18 protein-coding genes are annotated in these 19696 nt (G+C 66.1%); 9 read left to right on the top strand and 9 right to left on the bottom strand.

Going from position 1 to position 19696, the window contains the following annotated elements; all coding sequences use genetic code 11:
• Nucleotides 1–198: 198 nt before the first annotated feature.
• From DN387_RS11640 to DN387_RS11625, 4 genes are all read left to right on the top strand, one after another.
• Nucleotides 199–2790, top strand: coding sequence for a glycosyltransferase (locus DN387_RS11640; protein WP_043863241.1), 2592 nt, complete (start codon nt 199–201; stop codon nt 2788–2790).
• Nucleotides 2791–2967: 177 nt separating this feature from the next.
• Nucleotides 2968–4119 (top strand): succinyl-diaminopimelate desuccinylase, encoded by a 1152-nt coding sequence (dapE, locus tag DN387_RS11635; RefSeq protein ID WP_043863240.1) that lies wholly within the window; start codon nt 2968–2970, stop codon nt 4117–4119.
• Nucleotides 4119–4931 carry a putative RNA methyltransferase gene (locus tag DN387_RS11630; protein WP_054915009.1) on the top strand — a complete coding sequence of 271 codons (813 nt, stop codon included), beginning with the start codon at nt 4119–4121 and terminating at the stop codon, nt 4929–4931. Before dapE ends, DN387_RS11630 begins: the two co-directional genes overlap by 1 nt.
• Nucleotides 4932–4950: 19 nt before the next feature.
• Nucleotides 4951–5328 carry a hypothetical protein gene (locus tag DN387_RS11625; RefSeq protein WP_043863238.1) on the top strand — a complete coding sequence of 126 codons (378 nt, stop codon included), beginning with the start codon at nt 4951–4953 and terminating at the stop codon, nt 5326–5328.
• 108 nt (nt 5329–5436) lie between these two features.
• Here the strand turns inward: DN387_RS11625 and DN387_RS11620 are convergent, their stop codons facing one another.
• Nucleotides 5437–5646, bottom strand: a complete 210-nt coding sequence (locus tag DN387_RS11620; RefSeq protein ID WP_038996759.1) for a cold-shock protein — start codon at nt 5644–5646, stop codon at nt 5437–5439.
• A 222-nt stretch (nt 5647–5868) separates the two neighbouring features.
• On the opposite strand from DN387_RS11620, the gene plsB reads away from it, so the two are divergent.
• Genes plsB through DN387_RS11605 form a run of 3 tightly spaced genes read left to right on the top strand, consistent with a single transcriptional unit; the run spans nt 5869 to nt 9498 of the window.
• A complete protein-coding gene (gene plsB / locus DN387_RS11615) occupies nt 5869–8364 on the top strand; it encodes a glycerol-3-phosphate 1-O-acyltransferase PlsB (RefSeq protein ID WP_043863237.1) in 2496 nt (831 codons plus the stop codon).
• A gap of 13 nt (nt 8365–8377) precedes the next feature.
• A complete protein-coding gene (locus DN387_RS11610; protein ID WP_043863236.1) occupies nt 8378–8776 on the top strand; it encodes a YbaY family lipoprotein in 399 nt (132 codons plus the stop codon).
• Nucleotides 8777–8808: 32 nt separating this feature from the next.
• A complete protein-coding gene (locus DN387_RS11605) occupies nt 8809–9498 on the top strand; it encodes a DUF4197 domain-containing protein (protein WP_043863235.1) in 690 nt (229 codons plus the stop codon).
• Between the two features lie 78 nt (nt 9499–9576).
• Here DN387_RS11605 and DN387_RS11600 read toward each other — a convergent pair whose 3' ends face one another.
• Both DN387_RS11600 and DN387_RS11595 read right to left on the bottom strand, forming a co-directional pair.
• Nucleotides 9577–12642, bottom strand: coding sequence for an efflux RND transporter permease subunit (locus DN387_RS11600; protein WP_043863234.1), 3066 nt, complete (start codon nt 12640–12642; stop codon nt 9577–9579).
• A 6-nt stretch (nt 12643–12648) separates the two neighbouring features.
• The gene (locus DN387_RS11595) at nt 12649–13749 is read right to left on the bottom strand and encodes an efflux RND transporter periplasmic adaptor subunit (protein ID WP_043863233.1); all 1101 of its coding nucleotides are present in this window, start codon (nt 13747–13749) and stop codon (nt 12649–12651) included.
• 280 nt (nt 13750–14029) lie between these two features.
• On the opposite strand from DN387_RS11595, the gene DN387_RS11590 reads away from it, so the two are divergent.
• Entirely contained in the window at nt 14030–14665 is a 636-nt protein-coding gene (locus tag DN387_RS11590; RefSeq protein ID WP_043863232.1) for a TetR/AcrR family transcriptional regulator, read from the top strand.
• On the opposite strand, the gene DN387_RS11585 is transcribed toward DN387_RS11590, so the two are convergent.
• Entirely contained in the window at nt 14666–15445 is a 780-nt protein-coding gene (locus DN387_RS11585) for a class I SAM-dependent methyltransferase (protein ID WP_043863231.1), read from the bottom strand.
• A 99-nt stretch (nt 15446–15544) separates the two neighbouring features.
• Here DN387_RS11585 and DN387_RS11580 point away from each other — a divergent pair, with 99 nt between their 5' ends.
• The gene (locus DN387_RS11580; protein WP_043863230.1) at nt 15545–16165 is read left to right on the top strand and encodes a hypothetical protein; all 621 of its coding nucleotides are present in this window, start codon (nt 15545–15547) and stop codon (nt 16163–16165) included.
• Here DN387_RS11580 and DN387_RS11575 read toward each other — a convergent pair.
• The 5 genes from DN387_RS11575 to tsaB all read right to left on the bottom strand — a co-directional run bounded on the left by DN387_RS11575 (nt 16162) and on the right by tsaB (nt 19684).
• Nucleotides 16162–16827, bottom strand: coding sequence for an extensin family protein (locus DN387_RS11575; protein ID WP_152644128.1), 666 nt, complete (start codon nt 16825–16827; stop codon nt 16162–16164). The two genes, DN387_RS11580 and DN387_RS11575, sit on opposite strands and share 4 nt — an antisense overlap.
• A gap of 30 nt (nt 16828–16857) precedes the next feature.
• Nucleotides 16858–17688 (bottom strand): oxaloacetate decarboxylase, encoded by an 831-nt coding sequence (locus DN387_RS11570; protein WP_043863228.1) that lies wholly within the window; start codon nt 17686–17688, stop codon nt 16858–16860.
• Nucleotides 17689–17721: 33 nt separating this feature from the next.
• On the bottom strand, nt 17722–18585 hold the full coding sequence (locus tag DN387_RS11565) for a DUF72 domain-containing protein (RefSeq protein WP_054915011.1): 864 nt from the start codon (nt 18583–18585) through the stop codon (nt 17722–17724).
• A 3-nt stretch (nt 18586–18588) separates the two neighbouring features.
• Entirely contained in the window at nt 18589–18882 is a 294-nt protein-coding gene (locus DN387_RS11560) for a hypothetical protein (protein ID WP_043863226.1), read from the bottom strand.
• 127 nt (nt 18883–19009) lie between these two features.
• Nucleotides 19010–19684 (bottom strand): tRNA (adenosine(37)-N6)-threonylcarbamoyltransferase complex dimerization subunit type 1 TsaB, encoded by a 675-nt coding sequence (gene tsaB / locus DN387_RS11555; RefSeq protein ID WP_043863225.1) that lies wholly within the window; start codon nt 19682–19684, stop codon nt 19010–19012.
• Nucleotides 19685–19696: the final 12 nt, after the last annotated feature.

Raw genomic sequence — 19696 nt, 5'->3', positions numbered from 1 at the left:
AACCTGGCGCCAACCCTGCTTTAATGACCGGTGCAAACCCTGCTTTGGACGGCAATTGTACGGGCTTCAGAACTTCAGCATCTGAGGAAAATCCAAGCGCTACATGCACCCGTTTCCTATACCACGCTACCTGCCTGGTGCGTAGGATCCGTGCCCGCCGGCGCTTGCCCGTTCCACTTTTCGGAACCCGAAATATCTATGTCATCGCGTAAATTTGGTATCAACCTGGTGGTCGTCATGGCGATTGCCGCGCTATTCACCGGGTTCTGGGCACTGATCAACCGCCCGGTGTCCGCCCCCGACTGGCCGGAGCAGATCTCCGGCTTCTCGTATTCGCCTTTTCGCCTGGGCGAAAGCCCGCAAAAGGGCCAGTACCCGACCGAAGCCGAGCTGCGCGAAGACCTCGAGCAACTGAGCAAGCTGACCGACAGCATCCGCATCTATACGGTGGAAGGCACCCAGGCGCTGATCCCGCGTCTGGCCGAAGAGTTCGGCCTGCGCGTGACCCTGGGTGTGTGGATCAGCCCCGACCTGGAACGCAACGAGCGCGAAATCGAGACCGCCATCCAGTTGGCCAACACCTCGCGCAGCGTGGTGCGGGTGATGGTCGGCAACGAGGCGCTGTTTCGCGAAGAGGTCACCCCCCAGGCCCTGATGGACTACATGGACCGCGTGCGCGCCGCAGTGAAGGTGCCGGTCACCACCAGCGAACAGTGGCACATCTGGAAGGAAAACCCCGAGCTTGCCGGGCACGCCGACCTGATCGCCGCGCACATCCTGCCCTACTGGGAATTCATCCCGGTGAGCCAGGCCGAGCAGTTCGTGCTCGACCGCGCCCGCGAGCTCAAGCAACTGTTCCCGCGCAAGCCGCTGCTGCTGTCCGAGGTCGGCTGGCCCAGCAATGGCCGCATGCGCGGCGGTGCCGACGCCACCCAGGCGGATCAGGCCATCTACCTGCGCAGCCTGGTCAACCTGCTCAACCGCCAGGGCTACAACTACTTCGTGATCGAAGCCTACGACCAGCCCTGGAAAGCCAGTGACGAAGGTTCGGTGGGCGCCTACTGGGGCGTGTTCAATGCCGCGCGCCAGCAGAAATTCAACTTCGAGGGCCCGGTGGTGGCCATTCCGCAGTGGCGCGTGCTGGCCGTGGGCTCGGTGGTGCTGGCGATGCTGTCGCTGACCCTGCTGCTGATCGACGGCTCGGCGCTGCGCCAGCGCGGGCGCACCTTCCTGACCTTCATCGCGTTCCTGTGCGGCTCGGTGCTGGTATGGATCGGCTATGACTACAGCCAGCAGTACAGCACCTGGTTCAGCCTCACCGTGGGTTTCCTGCTGGCGCTCGGCGCGCTGGGGGTGTTCATCGTGCTGCTGACCGAGGCCCATGAACTGGCCGAGGCGGTATGGACGCACAAGCGCCGCCGGCTGTTCCTGCCGGTGGAGGCCGACAGCGCCTATCGGCCCAAGGTGTCGGTGCATGTGCCGTGCTACAACGAGCCCCCGGAGATGGTCAAGCAGACCCTCGATGCCCTCGCGGCGCTGGACTACCCGGACTTCGAAGTGCTGATCATCGACAACAACACCAAGGACCCGGCCGTGTGGGAGCCGCTCAAGGCCCATTGCGAGCTGCTGGGCGAGCGCTTCAAGTTCTTCCATGTGGCACCGCTGGCGGGCTTCAAGGGTGGCGCGCTGAACTACCTGATCCCGCACACTGCCAAGGACGCCGAAGTGATCGCGGTGATCGACTCGGACTATTGTGTCGACCGCAACTGGCTCAAGCATATGGTGCCGCACTTTGCCGACCCCAAGATCGCCGTGGTGCAGTCGCCGCAGGACTACCGCGACCAGAACGAAAGCACCTTCAAGAAGCTCTGCTACGCCGAGTACAAGGGCTTCTTCCATATCGGCATGGTCACCCGCAACGACCGTGACGCAATCATCCAGCACGGCACCATGACCATGACCCGGCGCTCGGTGCTCGAAGAGCTCGGCTGGGCCGACTGGTGCATCTGCGAAGATGCCGAACTGGGCCTGCGCGTGTTCGAGAAGGGTTACTCGGCAGCGTATTCCCACGAGAGCTACGGCAAGGGCCTGATGCCCGACACCTTCATCGACTTCAAGAAGCAGCGCTTTCGCTGGGCCTACGGCGCGATACAGATCATCAAGCGTCACACCTCCAGCCTGCTGCGCGGCAAGGACACCCAGCTGACCCGCGGCCAGCGCTACCACTTCCTGGCCGGCTGGCTGCCGTGGATCGCCGACGGCATGAACATCTTCTTCACCGTGGGTGCGCTGCTGTGGTCGGCGGCCATGATCATCGTGCCGCAGCGGGTCGACCCGCCGCTGCTGATCTTCGCGATCCCGCCGCTGGCGCTGTTCGTGTTCAAGGTGGGCAAGATCGTGTTCCTGTACCGCCGCGCGGTAGGGGTCAACCTCAAGGACGCGTTCTCGGCGGCGCTGGCAGGGCTGGCGTTGTCGCACACCATTGCCAAGGCGGTGCTGTACGGGTTCTTCACCAGCAGCATTCCGTTCTTCCGCACGCCGAAGAACGCCGACAGCCACGGGCTGCTGGTGGCACTGGCAGAGGCTCGCGAGGAGCTGTTCATCATGCTGCTGCTGTGGGGCGCGGCGCTGGGCATCTACCTGGTGCAGGGCCTGCCGAGCAACGACATGCGCTTCTGGGTGACCATGCTGCTGGTGCAGTCGCTGCCGTACCTGGCGGCGCTGATCATGGCCATGCTGTCGTCGCTGCCCAAGCCCGCGGATGTCACGCAGCCCGCACCTGCCGCCTGATAAACCGCCATCGCGGGTCAAGCCCGCTCCCACAGGGATTGCGCAGTACCTTGTGGGAGCGGGCTTGACCCGCGATAGGCCCGCACAGACAGCACAGATCCACAGTCCCTTCCCCGCACTTTTGCTATAAGATAACGCCCCTTCTTTTTGCCCCAGCCTTGCACCCCGGAGTCCTTCATGACGGCCCCAGCCGACCTCTCGCCTACCCTTGAACTGGCCTGCGACCTGATCCGTCGTCCCTCGGTGACCCCGCTGGACTTCGACTGCCAGAAACAGATGATGCAGCGCCTGGGCGATGCCGGCTTCATGCTCGAACCGATGCGCATCGAAGACGTCGACAATTTCTGGGCCACCCACGGCAGCGACGACGGCCCGGTACTGTGCTTCGCCGGCCACACCGACGTGGTGCCCACCGGCCCGGTGCAGGCCTGGGCCAACGACCCGTTCGACGCCCTGATCGACGCCGACGGCATGCTCTGCGGGCGCGGCGCGGCCGACATGAAGGGCAGCCTGGCCGCCATGATCGTGGCCACCGAGCGCTTCGTCGCCGACTACCCGAACCACAAGGGCAAGGTCGCCTACCTGATCACCAGCGACGAGGAAGGCCCGGCCCATCACGGCACCAAGGCCGTGGTCGAACGCCTGGCGGCGCGCAACGAACGCCTGGACTGGTGCATCGTCGGCGAGCCGTCGAGCACCACCCTGGTCGGTGACGTGGTCAAGAACGGCCGTCGCGGCTCGCTTGGCGCCAGGCTCACCGTGCGTGGCGTGCAGGGCCACGTGGCCTACCCGCACCTGGCGAAGAACCCGATCCACCTGGCCGCCCCGGCCTTGGCCGAACTGGCCGCCGAGCACTGGGACGAGGGCAATGATTTCTTTCCCCCCACCAGCTTCCAGATCTCCAACCTCAACTCGGGGACCGGCGCCACCAACGTGGTGCCAGGCGAGCTGACCGCACTGTTCAACTTCCGTTTCTCCACCGAGTCGACCGTCGAAGGGCTGCAGGCCCGCGTGGCGGCGATCCTCGACAAGCACGGCCTGGACTGGCAGGTGGACTGGGCGCTGTCGGGCCTGCCGTTCCTCACCGAACCGGGCGACCTGCTCGACGCGGTGTCGGCCAGCATCAAGGCCGTGACCGGCCGCGACACCCAGGCCTCCACCAGCGGCGGCACCTCCGACGGGCGCTTCATCGCCACCCTGGGCACCCAGGTGGTCGAACTGGGCCCGGTCAACGCCACCATTCACCAGGTCAACGAGCGGGTCCTGGCCAGCGACCTGGACGTGCTGACCGAGATCTACTACCAGACCCTGACCCGGTTGCTCGTCTGATGCTCATCTGCCCCATCTGCAGCGCCGCGCTCGGCGCCCTGGACAACGGTGTCGGCTGCCCAGCCGGGCACCGCTTCGACCGGGCGCGCCAGGGCTACCTGAACCTGTTGCCGGTGCAGCACAAGAACAGCCGTGACCCTGGCGACAACCAGGCCATGGTCGAGGCACGTCGCGACTTCCTCAATGCCGGGCACTACGCCCCGGTGGCACGGCGCCTGGCCGAGCTTGCGGCCGAGCGCGCCCCCGCGCGCTGGCTGGACATCGGCTGCGGCGAAGGCTACTACACCGCGCAACTGGCCGACGCCCTGCCCCAGGCCGACGGCTATGCCCTGGACATCTCCCGCGAGGCGGTCAAGCGTGCGTGCCGGCGCAACCCTGCACTCACCTGGCTGGTGGCGAGCATGGCCCGGGTGCCACTGGCCGATGCCAGCTGCCAGTTCCTGGCCAGCGTGTTCAGCCCGCTGGACTGGCAGGAAGCCAGGCGCCTGCTCAGCCCCGGCGGCGGCCTGATGCGCGTCGGCCCCACCCGCGGCCACCTGATGGAGCTGCGCGAACGGCTGTACGATGAAGTGCGCGACTATGCCGACGACAAGCACCTGGCCCTGGTGCCCGAGGGCATGCACCACGCCCACGGCGAAGTGCTGGAGTTTCGCCTGAGCCTGGCGGCCCCGGCCGACCGCGCCAACCTGCTGGCCATGACCCCCCATGGCTGGCGCGCCAGCGCAGAAAGACGCGCGGCCGTCATCGATCACCCCGAGCCCTTAGAGGTGACGGTATCGATGCGTTACGATTACTTTGTGCGCCAAGACTGAGCCGCACCCGGAGAGCCCCATGCGCCAACCCGATATCGAGATTTACCTGAAGGACGCCGACGTCGATCACAAGCAGATCGCCGCCTGGCTGGGCCAGGCCCTCGGCCCGTGCAGCGACTGGCAGCAGAAGGGCCAGACCTACAAGTGCAAGGCCGGTAACGTACCTGTTACCTGGCTGCCCAAGGCTGTGGGCAAATGGAACAGCCTGTACCTGGAAAGCGACCAGACCCCGTGGGAGGACGACATCGCCTGCGCCCGCGCCGCATTCGCCGCCCTCAATGTCGAAGTGCGCTGCGCGCCGGGTAGCTGGGTGGAAGAGGAAGGTGAAGAAGACGCCGACCGCTGGATCCGCATCAGCGCCGATGGCGAGGAAGAGATCACCTGGCGTACCAGTTGAGCCGTTGACCGGCTCTGCTTAGGCGCCAGCCTTGCTGGCGAAGCCCGGCATCGCCGGGCCAAGGGGCTGCTGCGCAGCCCATCGCCAGCAAGGCTGGCGCCTGCCGCTTTACAGCCCCACTACGTCTTCGGCCTGCAGGCCTTTCTGGCCCTGGGTCAGGTTGTACTCGACCTGTTGCCCTTCCAGCAGGGTGCGATGCCCTTCACCGCGGATCGCGCGGTAATGCACGAACACATCCGCACCGCCCTCACGCTGAATGAAGCCATATCCCTTGGCGTCATTGAACCACTTCACACTTCCAGTCTCACGAGACGACATCTGAACTACTCCGGATTTTTATTTTGGAATCGCCTTGTCGGCAGGGCCTCACCAGGCCCCACCTACGCCGCTTGCGGATTTGTCCTGCAAGTGGCGGACCGACTATAACGCAGCCATTCAACAATTTTCATGACCGGGGCGCTTTTTGCTGAACTTGCGCGGATACGGCACACTAACCTACTGAGCATCTGCTCGAATCCCATTACCCAGGGCACCTACCGAATGACCCGTTCCCCCTTGCGCCGCCTGATCTTCGGCGCCCTGCGCCGACTGCTGTACCTGTGGGTGCGCTCCGAAACCATCAACCAGTCATCCTTCTCGCTGAACCTGGACCGCAGCCGTCCGGTGTTCTACGTGCTGCAATCACCCGCGCTCACCGATCTGGCCGTGCTCGACCGCGAATGCACCAAAGCCGGGCTTCCGCGCCCGGTGCTGCCCGTGGCGGTAGGCCCGATGATGGAGCCGGCGGCGTTCTTCTACCTGACCCCCGAACCCGACTGGCTGGGCCGCCACGACAAGCGCGGCGCACCGCCGACGCTGACGCGCCTGGTCAACCTGGTCAGCCAGCACGCCGAACAGGACGCGCAGATCATTCCGGTCAGCGTGTTCTGGGGCCAGTCGCCGGCCAGCGAATCGAGCCCGTGGAAGCTGCTGTTCGCCGACAGCTGGGCCGTCACCGGGCGCCTGCGCCGGCTGCTCACCGTGCTGATCCTGGGGCGCAAGACCCGCGTGCAGTTTTCCGCGCCGATCCATCTGCGTGAGCTGGTCGAGCACAACAAGGGCCACGAGCGCACCGTGCGCATGGCCCAGCGCCTGCTGCGGGTGCATTTTCGCAACCTCAAGACCGCCGTCATCGGCCCCGACATCTCGCACCGGCGCAACCTGGTCAAGGGCCTGATCCACGACCCGCTGGTACGCCAGGCCATCAGCGACGAGGCCCAGCGCGAGAACATCCCGCTGGCCAAGGCCGAGGCCCAGGCCCTGCGCTATGGCAACGAGATCGCCTCGGACTACACCTACACCGCCATCCGCTTCCTCGAAGTGGTGCTGAGCTGGTTCTGGAACAAGATCTACGACGGCATCAAGGTCAACCATATCGAACAGGTGCAAGGCATCGCGCCGGGGCACGAGGTGATCTACGTGCCCTGCCATCGCAGCCACATCGACTACCTGCTGCTGTCGTACCTGCTGTTTCGCAACGGCCTGACGCCGCCGCACATCGCCGCCGGCATCAACCTCAACATGCCGGTGATCGGCAGCCTGCTGCGCCGCGGCGGTGCGTTCTTCATGCGCCGCACCTTCAAGGGCAACCCGCTGTACACCGCAGTGTTCAACGAGTACCTGCACACCCTGTTCACCAAGGGCTTCCCGGTGGAGTACTTCGTCGAGGGCGGGCGCTCGCGCACCGGGCGCATGCTGCAGCCCAAGACCGGCATGCTGGCGATCACCCTGCGCAGTTTTCTGCGCTCCTCGCGCACCCCGATCGTGTTCGTGCCGGTGTACATCGGCTACGAGCGCGTGCTCGAAGGCCGCACCTACCTGGGCGAGCTGCGCGGGGCGAGCAAGAAGAAGGAATCGATCTTCGACATCTTCAAGGTCATCGGCGCGCTCAAGCAGCGCTTCGGCCAGGTGGCCGTGAACTTCGGCGAGCCGATCCGCCTGGCCAGCTTCCTCGACCAGCAGCAACCGGGCTGGCGCGAACAGGACCACAGCCCGCAGTTCCGCCCGGCCTGGCTCAACGAAACCACCTCGCGCCTGGGCGAGAAGGTCGCGCAGCACCTGAACGAGGCCGCCGCGATCAACCCGGTCAACCTGGTGGCCCTGGCGCTGCTGTCCACCAGCCGCCTGGCCCTGGACGAACGCGCCCTGGCGCGGGTACTGGACCTGTACCTGGCGCTGCTGCGCCAGGTGCCCTACTCGGCCCATACCACCCTGCCCGAAGGCGACGGCCTGGCGCTGATCGGCCACGTGCGCGGCATGGACCTGCTGGCCGAGCAGCAGGACGCGCTGGGGCGCATCCTGTACCTGGATGAAAACAACGCGGTACTGATGACCTACTACCGCAACAACGTACTGCACATCTTCGCCCTGCCGGCGCTGCTGGCGAGCTTCTTCCAGAGCAGCTCGCGCATCAGCCGCGAACTGATCGGCCGCTACACCCACGCGCTGTACCCGTATCTGCAGTCGGAGCTGTTCATCCGCTGGGATGCCCAGGAGCTCGACGGGGTGATCGACCAGTGGCTGGAGGCATTCGTCGAACAGGGCCTGCTGCGTTTCGAGAACGGCGTGTACCTGCGCCCGGCCCCGAGTTCGCGCCAGTTCGTGCTGCTGACCCTGCTGGCGCGGGCCATCACCCAGACCCTGCAGCGCTTCTACATGGCCACCGCGCTGCTGCTCAACAGCGGCCAGCACACCCTCAGCGCCGAAGAGCTGGAAGACCTGTGCGTGGTCATGGCCCAGCGCCTGTCGATCCTGCATGGCCTGAACGCCCCGGAATTCTTCGACAAGAGCCTGTTCCGCCACTTCATCCAGACCCAGATCGAACAGGGCGTGCTGCGCCCGGATGCGGCGGGCAAGCTCGGCTACCATGAAAAACTCAGCGAGCTGGCCGAAGGCGCCGCCAAGCGCGTGCTGTCGGCCGAGGTGCGCCTGTCGATCCGCCAGGTGGCCTTGCAGCGCAGCGACGAAACCACCGAACACACCGAGCAACAAGTCTGAACAGGAGTACACGATGAAGAAATTGACCCTGGCTGTGCTGGGCAGCCTGCTGGCCGCCTGCAGCAGCACCCCGTCACCCTCCAAGGCCAGCCTGGACGGCGAGGTGTTCTACCTGCAGCGCATCGCCCTGCCACCGGCAGCCACCCTGAGCGTCAGCCTGCAGGACGTGTCGCTGGCCGATGCGCCAGCCGTCACCCTGGCCAACCAGAGCGGCCCGGTAAAAGGCCAGGTGCCCCTGCCGTTTCACCTGAGCTACGACCCGGCACAGGTCAAGCCGGGCCACCGCTATGCCGTGAGCGCGCGCATCGAGCTGGACGGTAAGCTGCTGTTCATCAACACCGAACACCACGGCGTGCAGCTGGACGGTAGCGACGCCCAGCCTGTACGAATCAAGGTCGACGCCGTTCGCTGATCCCCTTTTTGCCTTTGGATAAGGATGCTGCCATGTTCCGCCCTGCTCTTACCTTTACCGGCCTGTGTGCCGGCCTGCTGTTGTCGGCCAGTGCGCTGGCCCTGTCACTCGGCGACCTGTCGCAGAAGGACGCCACCGGCGGCCTCAAGGATGCCCTGACCCAAGGCGCGCAGATTGCCGTCAAGCAACTGGGCACCCCAGGCGGCTTCAGCAACAACCCGGACGTGCGCATCGAGCTGCCGGGCAACCTGGGCAAGGCTGCCAAGGCCATGAAGAAATTCGGCATGGGCGCCGAGGTCGACCAGCTCGAGGCCAGCATGAACAAGGCGGCCGAGGCGGCAGTACCGCAGGCCCAGGCGTTGCTGGTGGATGCGGTCAAGAAGATGAGCGTGGCCGACGCCAAGGGTATTCTCAGCGGTGGCAACGATTCGGCCACCCAGTACCTGAACAAGACCAGCCGCGAGCAGATCCGTGCCAAGTTCCTGCCCATCGTCAAGCAGGCCACCGACCAGGTCGGCCTGGCCAAGCAGTACAACAGCTTTGCCGGGCAGGCCTCGTCGCTGGGCCTGCTGGACAGCAAGAACGCCAACGTCGAGGGTTATGTGACCGAGCAGGCGCTGGATGGCCTGTTCGAGATGATCGGCAAGCAGGAAGCGACGATCCGCCAGAACCCGGCGGCCGCGGCTACCAGCCTGGCCAAGAAGGTCTTCGGCGCCCTCTAGGGCCCTTCGCCGGCAAGGCCGGCTCCTACAGGATGCGCAGTGCCCCCGTAGGAGCCGGCCTTGCCGGCGAACGCCTTCTCAGGGCTTGCGCACCTTGAACCACGCCGCATACAGCGCCGGCAGGAACAGCAGCGTCAACGCCGTGGCCACGATCAGCCCGCCCATGATCGCCACCGCCATCGGCCCGAAGAACACGCTGCGCGACAGCGGAATCATCGCCAGCACCGCCGCCAGCGCGGTCAGCACGATCGGCCGGAAGCGCCGCACCGTGGCCTCGATGATCGCCTGCCAACGGTCCAGCCCGGCCGCGATGTCCTGCTCGATCTGGTCCACCAGAATCACCGAGTTGCGCATGATCATCCCCGACAGCGCAATGGTGCCCAGCATCGCCACGAAGCCGAACGGCTGACGGAACACCATCAGGAACAGCACCACCCCGATCAGCCCCAATGGCGCGGTGAGGAACACCATCACCGTGCGCGAGAAGCTGCGCAACTGCACCATCAGCAAGCTCAACACCACCACGATGAACAGTGGCACCCCGGCATTCACCGAGTTCTGCCCGCGGGTCGAATCCTCCACCGTACCGCCCACTTCCAGCAGGTAGCCATCCGGCAGCTCGGCACGCACCGGCTCCAGGGTCGGCAGTATCTGCTTGACCAGGGTCGCCGGCTGCTCCTTGCCATAGATGTCGGCACGTACCGTCACCGTCGGCAGGCGATTACGGTGCCAGATGATGCCTTCCTCGAAGCCGTACTCCAGCGTCGCCACCTGCGACAGCGCAACGCTGCGCCCATTCTCGGTGGGCACCGCCAGGCTCGACAGGTTGGTCAGCTCGGTGCGCTCCTGGCGCGTGCCGCGCAGCAGGATCTCGATCAGCTCGTTGTCTTCGCGGAACTGGCTGACCGACGAACCGGTCAGCGAGCTTTGCAGGAACTTGGCCAGGTGCGCGGTGCTGATCCCCAGGGCCCGGGCACGGTCCTGGTCGATACTCAGGTAGATCACCTTGCTCGGCTCTTCCCAGTCCAGGTGCACGTTCACCACATGCGGGTTCTCGCGCACCCGGGCCGCCACCTTGCGCGCCAGTGCACGCACCTCCTCGATGTGCTCGCCGGTGACCCGGAACTGCACCGGGTAGCCCACGGGCGGGCCGTTTTCCAGGCGCGTGACCCGCGAACGCAGGTCCGGGAACTGCTCGTTCAGGGTCTCGATCAGCCAGCTGCGCAGCGCCTCGCGCTCCTCGATGGTCTTGGCCAGCACCACGAACTGGGCGAAGCTGGTCGCCGGCAACTGCTGGTCCAGGGGCAGGTAGAAGCGCGGCGAGCCGGTGCCCACGTAGGCCACATAGTTGTCGATGCCGGCGCGCTCCTTGAGCAGGGCCTCCAGGCGCGTGACCTGCTCGGCGGTGTTGCTCAGCGAGGCGCCCTCGGCCAGCTTCAGGTCGACCATCAGCTCCAGCCGTCCGGAGGCCGGGAAGAACTGCTGGGGCACGAAGCGAAACGACAGCACGCTGAGCACGAACAGGCCCAGGGTCGCCACGATCACGGTCTTGCGGTGCGCCACGCACCAGCCCACCAGCCGCCGTACACGCTGGTAGAACGGCGTGCCATAGGGGTCGGTGGCGCCATCGGTGGTGCCGTGCTTGGCCGCGTGCAGCTTGGCCAGGTCTGGCAGCAGCCGCTCGCCCAGGTACGGCACGAACACCACGGCGGCGATCCACGAGGCAATCAGGGCAATGGTCACCACCTGGAAGATCGAGCGGGTGTACTCGCCCGTGCCCGACTGCGCCGTGGCAATCGGCAGAAAGCCCGCCGCGGTGATCAGGGTGCCGGTGAGCATCGGGAAGGCGGTGCTGGTCCAGGCGTAGCTGGCGGCCTTGAAGCGATCGAAGCCCTGCTCCATCTTGATCGCCATCATCTCCACCGCAATGATCGCGTCATCCACCAACAGCCCCAGCGCCAGCACCAGCGCCCCCAGGGAAATCTTGTGCAGGCCGATCCCGAGGTAATACATCGCGGCAAACGTCATCGCCAGCACCAGCGGAATCGCCAGCGCCACCACCAGGCCGGTGCGCATGCCCAGCGAGAAGAAGCTCACCAGCAGCACGATGGCCAGTGCTTCCACCAGCACCTGCACGAACTCGCCTACCCCGGTTTTCACGGCGGCCGGCTGGTCGGACACCTTGCGCAGCTGCATGCCGGCCGGCAGATTGGCCGAGATACGGGCAAACTCGACCTCAAGGGCCTTGCCCAGCACCAGGATGTCACCACCGGCCTTCATCGATACCGCCAGGCCGATGGCGTCTTCGCCCATGAAGCGCATGCGTGGCGCGGGCGGATCGTTGAAACCGCGGCGCACATCGGCCACATCGCTGATACGGAAGGTGCGCTCGCCCACCCGAATGGGGAACTGCTCGATCTGCTCCACCGTCTCGAAACGCCCGCTCACGCGCAGTTGTAGGCGCTCGCTGGGAGTTTCGAAAAAGCCTGCGGTGGTCACCGCATTCTGTTCCTCCAGCGCCTGCTGCACAGCTTCGAGCGGCAGGCCCAGGGTCGCCAGCTTGAGGTTCGACAGCTCGATCCAGATCTTCTCGTCCTGCAGGCCGAGCAGCTCGACCTTGCCCACATCCTTTACCCGTTGCAGCTGGATCTGCACGCGGTCGGCGTAGTCCTTGAGCACCGCGTAGTCGAAACCTTCACCGGTCAGTGCATAGATATTGCCGAAGGTGGTGCCGAACTCGTCGTTGAAGAACGGCCCCTGGATACCCGGCGGCAAGGTGTGGCGAATGTCCGCGACCTTCTTGCGGATCTGGTACCACAGCTCGGGAACATCCTTGGAATGCATCGAGTCGCGGGCCATGAAAGTGACCTGGGACTCACCAGGGCGCGAGAACGAGACGATCTTCTCGTACTCGCCTGTCTCCATCAGCTTCTTCTCGATGCGTTCGGTGACCTGGCGCGAGACTTCCTCGGCGCTCGCCCCCGGCCAGTTGGTCTTGATCACCATGGCCTTGAAGGTGAACGGCGGGTCTTCGCTCTGGCCCAGCTTGGTATACGAAAGCGTGCCGACCAGGGCCAGCAGCACCATCAGGAACAGCACGATCTGGCGATTGCGCAGCGCCCAGGCGGAAAGGTTGAAACCCATCGGGACTTACTCCTTGGCCGCCAGATTCACCACGCGATTGGACCGGTCCACCGGTCGTATCTGCTGCCCTTCGTGCAGCACATGGCCGCCAGCCGCCACCACCCAATCGGTGGGCTTGAGGCCTTCGAGCACCGGCACGCTGGCCTGGCCGTAGGCGCCAACCCGCACCACGGTGCGCTTGAGCGTATTGTCAGGCTCCACCCGCCACACGTAGGTCTGGCCGTTCTCGGCGCTCAGGGCCGACAGCGGCACCGCCAGCGGCACCTGCTCGGCGTGCTGGATGAACACCCGTGCGCTCTGCCCCAGTTCTGCGGGCACCTTGCCGGCCGCGAACGCGATGCGCGCAGCGAAGGTACGTGACCGCGGGTCGGCGGCCGGCGACAGCTCGCGGATGCGACCCTCGAAGCGCGTATCCGGTTGCGACCACAGCTCCACCGACACCGGCTGGCCGACCTTGAAGCGGCCGAAGTTCTGCTCCGGCAGGCTGATCAGCACCTCGCGCTCGCCATCGGCGGCCAGGGTGAACACGGTCTGCCCGGCAGCCACCACCTGGCCCACCTCGACCTGACGCTTGGCCACCACCCCGTCCTGTGGCGCGCGCAGCACCGAATAGCCGGCCTGGTTGCCGGCCACATCGAATTCGGCGCGCACCTGGTTGGCCCGCGCCAGGCCTGCGCGGTACAGGTTTTCGGCGTTGTCGAACTGCGAGCGGCTGACCATCTGGCGTTCCAGCAGGGTCTGGTAGCGGTCGCGCTCGGCCTTGACCAGGCTCAGGTTGGCTTGGGCCGCTGCCATCTGCGCGCGGCTGGCCTCCAGCTGCAGGCGCACGTCCTGCGGGTCGAGCTCGGCCAATGGCTGGTCGGCCTTTACCCGCTGGCCCTCCTCCACCAGGCGCTTGCTGACCTTGCCGGGAATACGAAACGCCAACTCCGGCTCGAGCCGGGCGCGCACTTCGCCGGGGTAGCTGTCGACCGCCGCCGTGGACAGCTGCGGCTGCACCACCATGGCCGGGCGCAGGGTGCTTGGCGGGGGACTCTCCTGCCCGCAGCCGCTCAGCAGCAAGGCAAGGGTAAGCGGGAATGCAAGGGGCAAGGCATGGCGCAACATGATCGAGAACCTTCCGTGAGTAGCGCATCTAATATTTATACCGGCGGGTATAGTAAATCAGCGCAACGGCGCCGGGAAGCGATTGTCGGACAGAAATTTCAGGGTCGTCGCACGCACCGAACTGACACCTGGACCTGCCGCCTGGGCCCTCCGTGGAGCCGAAAAAGCCACTTCCACCCGCCATCACTGGCGCTGATAGGCGTTCAAAGCGCAGATTGCAGCCCCCAGGCGGCGACCACGGTGTACCCTGTACCCCTTAACGAACCTGTACGTGTCATTCATGCCAAACGAAACCAGCGCCCCCAACGGCCCCGGCCGGCCCAAGGACCTCGCCAAGCGCCAGGCCATCCTCGAGGCGGCCAAAGCCCTGTTTCTCACCCACGGTTACGCCAACACCAGCATGGATGCGGTCGCGAATGCGGCAGGGGTTTCGAAACTGACGGTCTACAGCCACTTCAACGACAAGGAGACACTGTTCTCCTCGGCGATCGTGGCCACCTGCACGGCCCAGTTGCCCGAACTGTTCTTCGAACTGACCGAAGGCACGTCGGTGGAGCAGGTCCTGCTGAACATCGGGCGCGGCTTCCAGGCGCTGATCAACAGCGATCAATCGGTCAAGCTCAGCCGCCTGATCATGGCCCTGGGCACCCAGGACCCCAAGCTCAGCCAGATCTTCTTCGAAGCCGGCCCGTTGCGCGTGCTGCGCGAGATGGAAGCACTGCTGCAGCGCGTCGACCAGCATGGCCTGCTGCGTATCGAGCAGCCGGCCAGGGCGGCCGAGCACTTCTTCTGCCTGCTCAAGGGGGCGCCGAACTATCGCCTGCTGCTCGGCTACTCCCCGGCGCTGGACGCCGAGGCTGCCGAGGCACATGTGCAGGACGTGGTGGCGGTGTTTTTGCGGGCCTACCGCCCCTAGTCAGGGCTTGAGGGCTTTCTTGGGGTAGATGTCGTAGCGGCTCGACTTGCCTTCCAGGCTATGGCTGGGCTTGGGCCCGTCGATGATCGGCGCCTTGCGCGGGCGCTTGACCACCACCCGGTGGCTGGCCAGGGCCAGGGCGGCCTCCAGCAGTGCCGGGGCATCCAGGTCATCGCCCACCAGCGGGCGGAATACGCGCATCTCCTTTTTCACCAGGGCGCTCTTGTCGCGGTGCGGGAACATCGGATCGAGGTAGATCACCTGCGGCGGTTCGCCCTGCCAGTCGCGCATGCGCTCGATGGAGTTGCCTGCCAGCAGTTGCATGCGGGCCACGATGGGGCCCACCTCGGCATCCGCTGCCGCACGCGCCAGGCCATCCTCGAGCAGCGCCGCCACCAGCGGCTGGCGCTCGATCAGTTGCATCTGGCAGCCCAGGCTGGCCAGCACGAAGGCGTCCTTGCCCAGTCCTGCCGTGGCATCCAGCACCCGTGGACGCACGCCCTGGGCGATGCCGACCGCCTTGGCGATCATCTGCCCGCTGCCCCCGCCGAACACCCGACGATGGGCCGCCGCGCCCTCGACGAAATCCACCCGCACCGGGCCCGGTGCCTGCGGGCCCAACTGCTGGATCTGCAGGCCGGTCTCGCCCACCTGCACGGCAAAGGCCGCCGATGCATCCTGCAGCGGCAAGCCCAGGCGCACCGCCCAGTGCTCGGCCTGTGCCTGATACTCGGCAGCCAACGCCTCGACCCGGATACCGCCGTCCGCCAGTTGCTCCACCGCTCACCTTCCCCACACAAAAAAATTAAATGATTGCCGGCCTGTGCCGATAACCGCAGTAATCGCTATTTTGCCAGACCCGGACAGCCTTCGACTGCCATGTCAGACATTCTTCAGCTCCCTTCCGGTTATTTGTCGCCCGTCGGCGACTTTGCCCGGCACAACACCCAGACCCTCGGCGGCGTCAGCCACCTGTGGCAGGACTTCTTTGCCCAGGCGTTGGCAGAGCAGCAGGGTGAAGGTGCGCAGGAAGGTCAGCTGGCGGTCCCCGAGGTCGACACCGTCACCGGCGAACCGATTGCCGGCAGCCAGACCCTGGCGCAGATCCACAGCCAGCGCCTGTGCGACGTGCACGACACCATCGTCGCCCCGCCCGAGCCGCTGTTCCTGCCGATTGCCGAATTCGAACTGGACCTGCTGGACAAGCCTGCGCCGCCATTCAGCGCGCTGGAACTGGTAGAGCAGCAGCGCCAGCTGGACATCAGCAACAACTGGGTGCGCCCGGTGGTGATGAGCCAGGGTCATCCGCTGCCGCAGCCAGGCCCGGCGCCGCAACCCTACCCGCTGCACCTGCCGATCGCGGAGCTGGAAGCCAGCCTGCTCGACCCGGCGCCGGAGCCGTTCGACCAGGCCACGCTGCTCAAGCAGCAGTCGGAGCTGGAGTTCGACCTCAGCTGGGCCCGTCCGGTGGTACTGAACAACGTGCGCATCGCCGCCTAACGGCAGATCTGCCAGAAGCCCATGTCCAGGTGGAAGTGGTTGCGGTGGGCAGCGTTGTAGTCAGGCCCCAGCACCGTGTTGAAACTGTCGCAGCCGCCAGCCTGCACCTCGCGTAGAAACTTTGCCTTCACCCCCTCACCCGGCCAGTCGCGCAGCACCTCGATGCGCTGCCCATCGGCCAGCCTGAACCCGGCGATGTCGAGCGCATTGGCGCTGGCATGCTGGCTGCGCCGCCCTTCCTTGCGCCCGTACACATTGCGACAGGCAAAACTGCCCAGGTGATCGACCTGCACCACCGCCTGGCCGAATGCACGCTGCGCGGCCGGTTGCAGGCCGTGGCGCTCGAACAGCGCGAAGGCTACCGCGACTGGGCAACTGGCCAGAAAACTGCTGCTCAGGCGCACGCCCGAGCCCTGCACCCGCACCACGTTGTGCAGCGGGCAGGCCACATCTGGCGCGCTGTCGGCCTGCTTGCTGTAGCGCAGCGTCGAGGTGGCCAGGGCCTGTTCGCAAAGCCTGGGGTCATCCTGCAGGCGGCTCAGCTTGTAGGGGGTCAGCAGGTTCGGGGGCGCCTTGACGTCCAGCACCGCCCACGGGTTCCAGGCAGCCGGCAGGCGCCAGCCCTGTTGCCAGGCCACCAGCCCCGCAGCCATCGCTATCATCAGGAAAATGCCCACTCCCCGCATGGACGATCAGCGCCTGAACAACTGGTTGAGCTGGTCGAACGGCAGCGCCTGTTCGGCATAGTCGAAGCGGCCCTGCTGCTGGATCCGTTCGGCGGCGTGGAAGAACGCGCCGTAGGCCGCACGCGCCAGCGACGAGCCGACGCTGATGCGCTTGACCCCGAGCGCCTGCAGGTCGCTTACGCTCAGGTCCACCCCGCTCAGCCCCATCAGCACGTTGACCGGCCTGGGCGCCACGGCCTGCACCACCTGGCGAATCTCCTCGGCGCTGCGCAAGCCCGGCGCGTACAGCACATCGGCACCGGCCTCGGCAAAGGCCTGCAGGCGCTTGATGGTGTCGTCCAGGTCCAGGCGCCCGTGCAGCAGGTTTTCGGCGCGGGCACACAGGGTGAACGGGAACTCCAGGCTGCGCGCCGCCGCAACGGCTGCCTCGACGCGCTCCACTGCCTGATGAAAGCCATAGATCGGCTCTTGCGGGTTGCCGCTGGCATCCTCGATGGAGCCGCCTACAAGCCCCACAGCGGCGGCCTGCAGGATGGCCTCGGCGCAGCCCTTGGGCGTATCGCTGAAGCCGTTCTCGAGGTCTGCAGCCACCGGCAGAGCGGTGGCATCGACAATGCTGCGCGCGTTGCCCAGGGTTTCCTCCAGGCTCATGGCGCCTTCGGCATCGGGGCGCCCCAGCGAGAACGCCAGGCCGGCGCTGGTGGTAGCCAGCGCCTCGAAGCCGAGGCTGGCCAGCAGCTTGGCCGAGCCTGCATCCCAGGGGTTGGGGATGACAAAGGCGCCATCACGTTCATGCAGCGCCTTGAAGGCTTCGGCACGCAGGGTTTGCACATCCATGATCACAACTCCAGAGCAGGCGGTACGGGGCGGTCAGAGCAGGCCAAGCTGCTCAGCTGCGGGCGCCCTGTGCAGTTCAGGCAAGGCCGGCAAGCCGGGCAGGCGCTCCATCAGGCCCTGATGAAAACGCTGCGCCAGCGCGGCTGCCAGGCGGTTGTCGGCAGTATGCAGGAAAACGTACGGGGTGCGCCCCTCCTCGATCCAGGCCGCGACCTTGTCCAGCCACGGCAGCAGAAACGGCTCGTTGGCCGCCAGTTCCGGGTGGCCGATGAAGCGCACCTGCGGGCTCTGGCTGAAGGCGGCAGGGCGTGGCGGCACCCGCGGTTTCTTGGACTGGGCATGCAGCACGCCCGGATCGCGCGAGGTGCAACTGAACAGGGCACGCGGGTCCAGGCAGATGCGTTCGACGCCGCGATCGAGCAACAGCCGATTGAGCAGACGTTCCTCCTCACCCTTGGCGAAGAAGGCCTTGTTGCGCACCTCCACCGCCAGCGGCACGTCCACCTCGTCGATAAATGCCACCAGCTCGCCCAGGCGTGCCGGACCGAAGCTGGCAGGCAGCTGCAACCAGTAGGGCGCCACACGGGCGCCTAGCGGCTTGAGCAGGTTGATGAAGGTTTGCGCGGCCACGCATTGCTGACGCAGGTCGTCTGCATGACTGATGTCGCCGGGGAACTTGGCGGTGAAGCGAAAGTGCGCGGGCATGATCTGCGCCCAGCGTTCCAGGGTGGCGGGCGCGGGGCGCGCATAGAAGGTGGTGTTGCCCTCCACCGCATTGAACACCTGGCAGTAGAGGCCGAGAAAGTCGCTGGGTCTGGCCTCGGCGGGGTACAGGTACTCGCGCCAGGCGTTTTCACTCCAGGACGGGCAACCGAGAAAGTAAGGTAAAGGCGTCATGCCTCAAATGTACAGGTCCAACCCCAGCACTTCCATCTCCCAGTCCACGAAGCCGGCAGTGGTCAGGTAGCTGGCCAGGGCCTGGGCGGTGCGCTTGTTGCGCGCCCGCGGGAATATCATGTCCTGCTGGCGCACCGGCAGGCCGCTGCGGCTGGCGCCGCCTGCAGCACCTGATGGCGACGGCTGCGCCTCGAACTCGCCCGGCAGGTCTTCGTCCACGTCCTCTTCGCGCACCGGCGGCTTGCGCAGCGGGCGCTTGATCGGATAGGACTGGGAAGAGAAGCCGTCGACACGCATGAACGATTACTCAGGAGCAATGATGGCAATTTAGCGGCACCTGAGAGACTTCGCAAATGCCCGACTGATAACTGGACCACATATCGAGCAAAAGGTTTATGCGCAACGGCGATAGACGACCAGCGGTTTACCGCGCCTTGGGCGTGGCCACCTTGTCGCGCAGGTACACCGGCTGGGCGAGATCGGGCGCAATACCTTCGCCCCGGTCCCAGGCGAACCGCGCCAGGGTCAGCAGGTCGAGGGCGTGGGGCAGCATGCCGGCGTCCTGGCCACTGACGGCCACCGGCAGGCGCTCGGCGTAGCCCCAGCCGGTACCGGCACCGAACCAGTCGCCGGCCGCGCCCGGCGGCAGGCTGACCTGTTCGGGGGCCAGCACCGCCTCGCTGCCCAGCAGGCGCATTTCGCCGGCCTGCTGCTGGTAGCAGCCCCAGTACACCTCGTCCATGCGCGCATCGATCGCCGCCGCCACCTGCTCGGCGCCGTGCTCGCGCAACGCGCGCTGGGCCAGCAGCGCCAGGTTGGACACCGGCAGCACCGGACGCTCGAGGGCGAACGCCAGGCCCTGCACCACGCCGATGGCGATCCGCACCCCGGTAAAGGCGCCGGGGCCGCGGCCGAAGGCAATCGCATCGACGGCCGACAGGGCGATGCCCGCTTCGGCCAGCATCGTCTGGATCATCGGCAGCAGCTTCTGCGCGTGCAGGCGCGGGATCACCTCATAGTGGCTGAGCACCTTGCCGTCATGCAGCAGGGCAACGGAGCAGGCTTCAGTGGCGGTATCCAGGGCCAGCAAGGTGGTCATCGGGGGTTCCAG

Source organism: Pseudomonas sp. FBF18, from assembly GCF_024261405.1.
Taxonomy (GTDB): Bacteria; Pseudomonadota; Gammaproteobacteria; order Pseudomonadales; family Pseudomonadaceae; genus Aquipseudomonas; species Aquipseudomonas palmensis.
The sequence above is the reverse complement of the archived record's forward strand: the minus strand, read 5'-3'. Positions and strand labels throughout refer to the sequence as shown.

Bases quoted from the DNA above. Each gene is read 5' to 3' on its own strand.
- DN387_RS11570 (WP_043863228.1), bottom strand. From the start codon at position 17,688: ATGGATGTGCAAACCCTGCGTGCCGAAGCCTTCAAGGCGCTGCATGAA.
- dapE (WP_043863240.1), top strand. From the start codon at position 2,968: ATGACGGCCCCAGCCGACCTCTCGCCTACCCTTGAACTGGCCTGCGAC.
- DN387_RS11580 (WP_043863230.1), top strand. From the start codon at position 15,545: ATGTCAGACATTCTTCAGCTCCCTTCCGGTTATTTGTCGCCCGTCGGC.
- DN387_RS11605 (WP_043863235.1), top strand. From the start codon at position 8,809: ATGTTCCGCCCTGCTCTTACCTTTACCGGCCTGTGTGCCGGCCTGCTG.
- DN387_RS11610 (WP_043863236.1), top strand. From the start codon at position 8,378: ATGAAGAAATTGACCCTGGCTGTGCTGGGCAGCCTGCTGGCCGCCTGC.
- tsaB (WP_043863225.1), bottom strand. From the start codon at position 19,684: ATGACCACCTTGCTGGCCCTGGATACCGCCACTGAAGCCTGCTCCGTT.
- DN387_RS11595 (WP_043863233.1), bottom strand. From the start codon at position 13,749: ATGTTGCGCCATGCCTTGCCCCTTGCATTCCCGCTTACCCTTGCCTTG.
- DN387_RS11620 (WP_038996759.1), bottom strand. From the start codon at position 5,646: ATGTCGTCTCGTGAGACTGGAAGTGTGAAGTGGTTCAATGACGCCAAG.
- DN387_RS11575 (WP_152644128.1), bottom strand. From the start codon at position 16,827: ATGATAGCGATGGCTGCGGGGCTGGTGGCCTGGCAACAGGGCTGGCGC.
- DN387_RS11560 (WP_043863226.1), bottom strand. From the start codon at position 18,882: ATGCGTGTCGACGGCTTCTCTTCCCAGTCCTATCCGATCAAGCGCCCG.
- DN387_RS11625 (WP_043863238.1), top strand. From the start codon at position 4,951: ATGCGCCAACCCGATATCGAGATTTACCTGAAGGACGCCGACGTCGAT.
- DN387_RS11630 (WP_054915009.1), top strand. From the start codon at position 4,119: ATGCTCATCTGCCCCATCTGCAGCGCCGCGCTCGGCGCCCTGGACAAC.
- DN387_RS11590 (WP_043863232.1), top strand. From the start codon at position 14,030: ATGCCAAACGAAACCAGCGCCCCCAACGGCCCCGGCCGGCCCAAGGAC.
- plsB (WP_043863237.1), top strand. From the start codon at position 5,869: ATGACCCGTTCCCCCTTGCGCCGCCTGATCTTCGGCGCCCTGCGCCGA.
- DN387_RS11600 (WP_043863234.1), bottom strand. From the start codon at position 12,642: ATGGGTTTCAACCTTTCCGCCTGGGCGCTGCGCAATCGCCAGATCGTG.
- DN387_RS11565 (WP_054915011.1), bottom strand. From the start codon at position 18,585: ATGACGCCTTTACCTTACTTTCTCGGTTGCCCGTCCTGGAGTGAAAAC.
- DN387_RS11640 (WP_043863241.1), top strand. From the start codon at position 199: ATGTCATCGCGTAAATTTGGTATCAACCTGGTGGTCGTCATGGCGATT.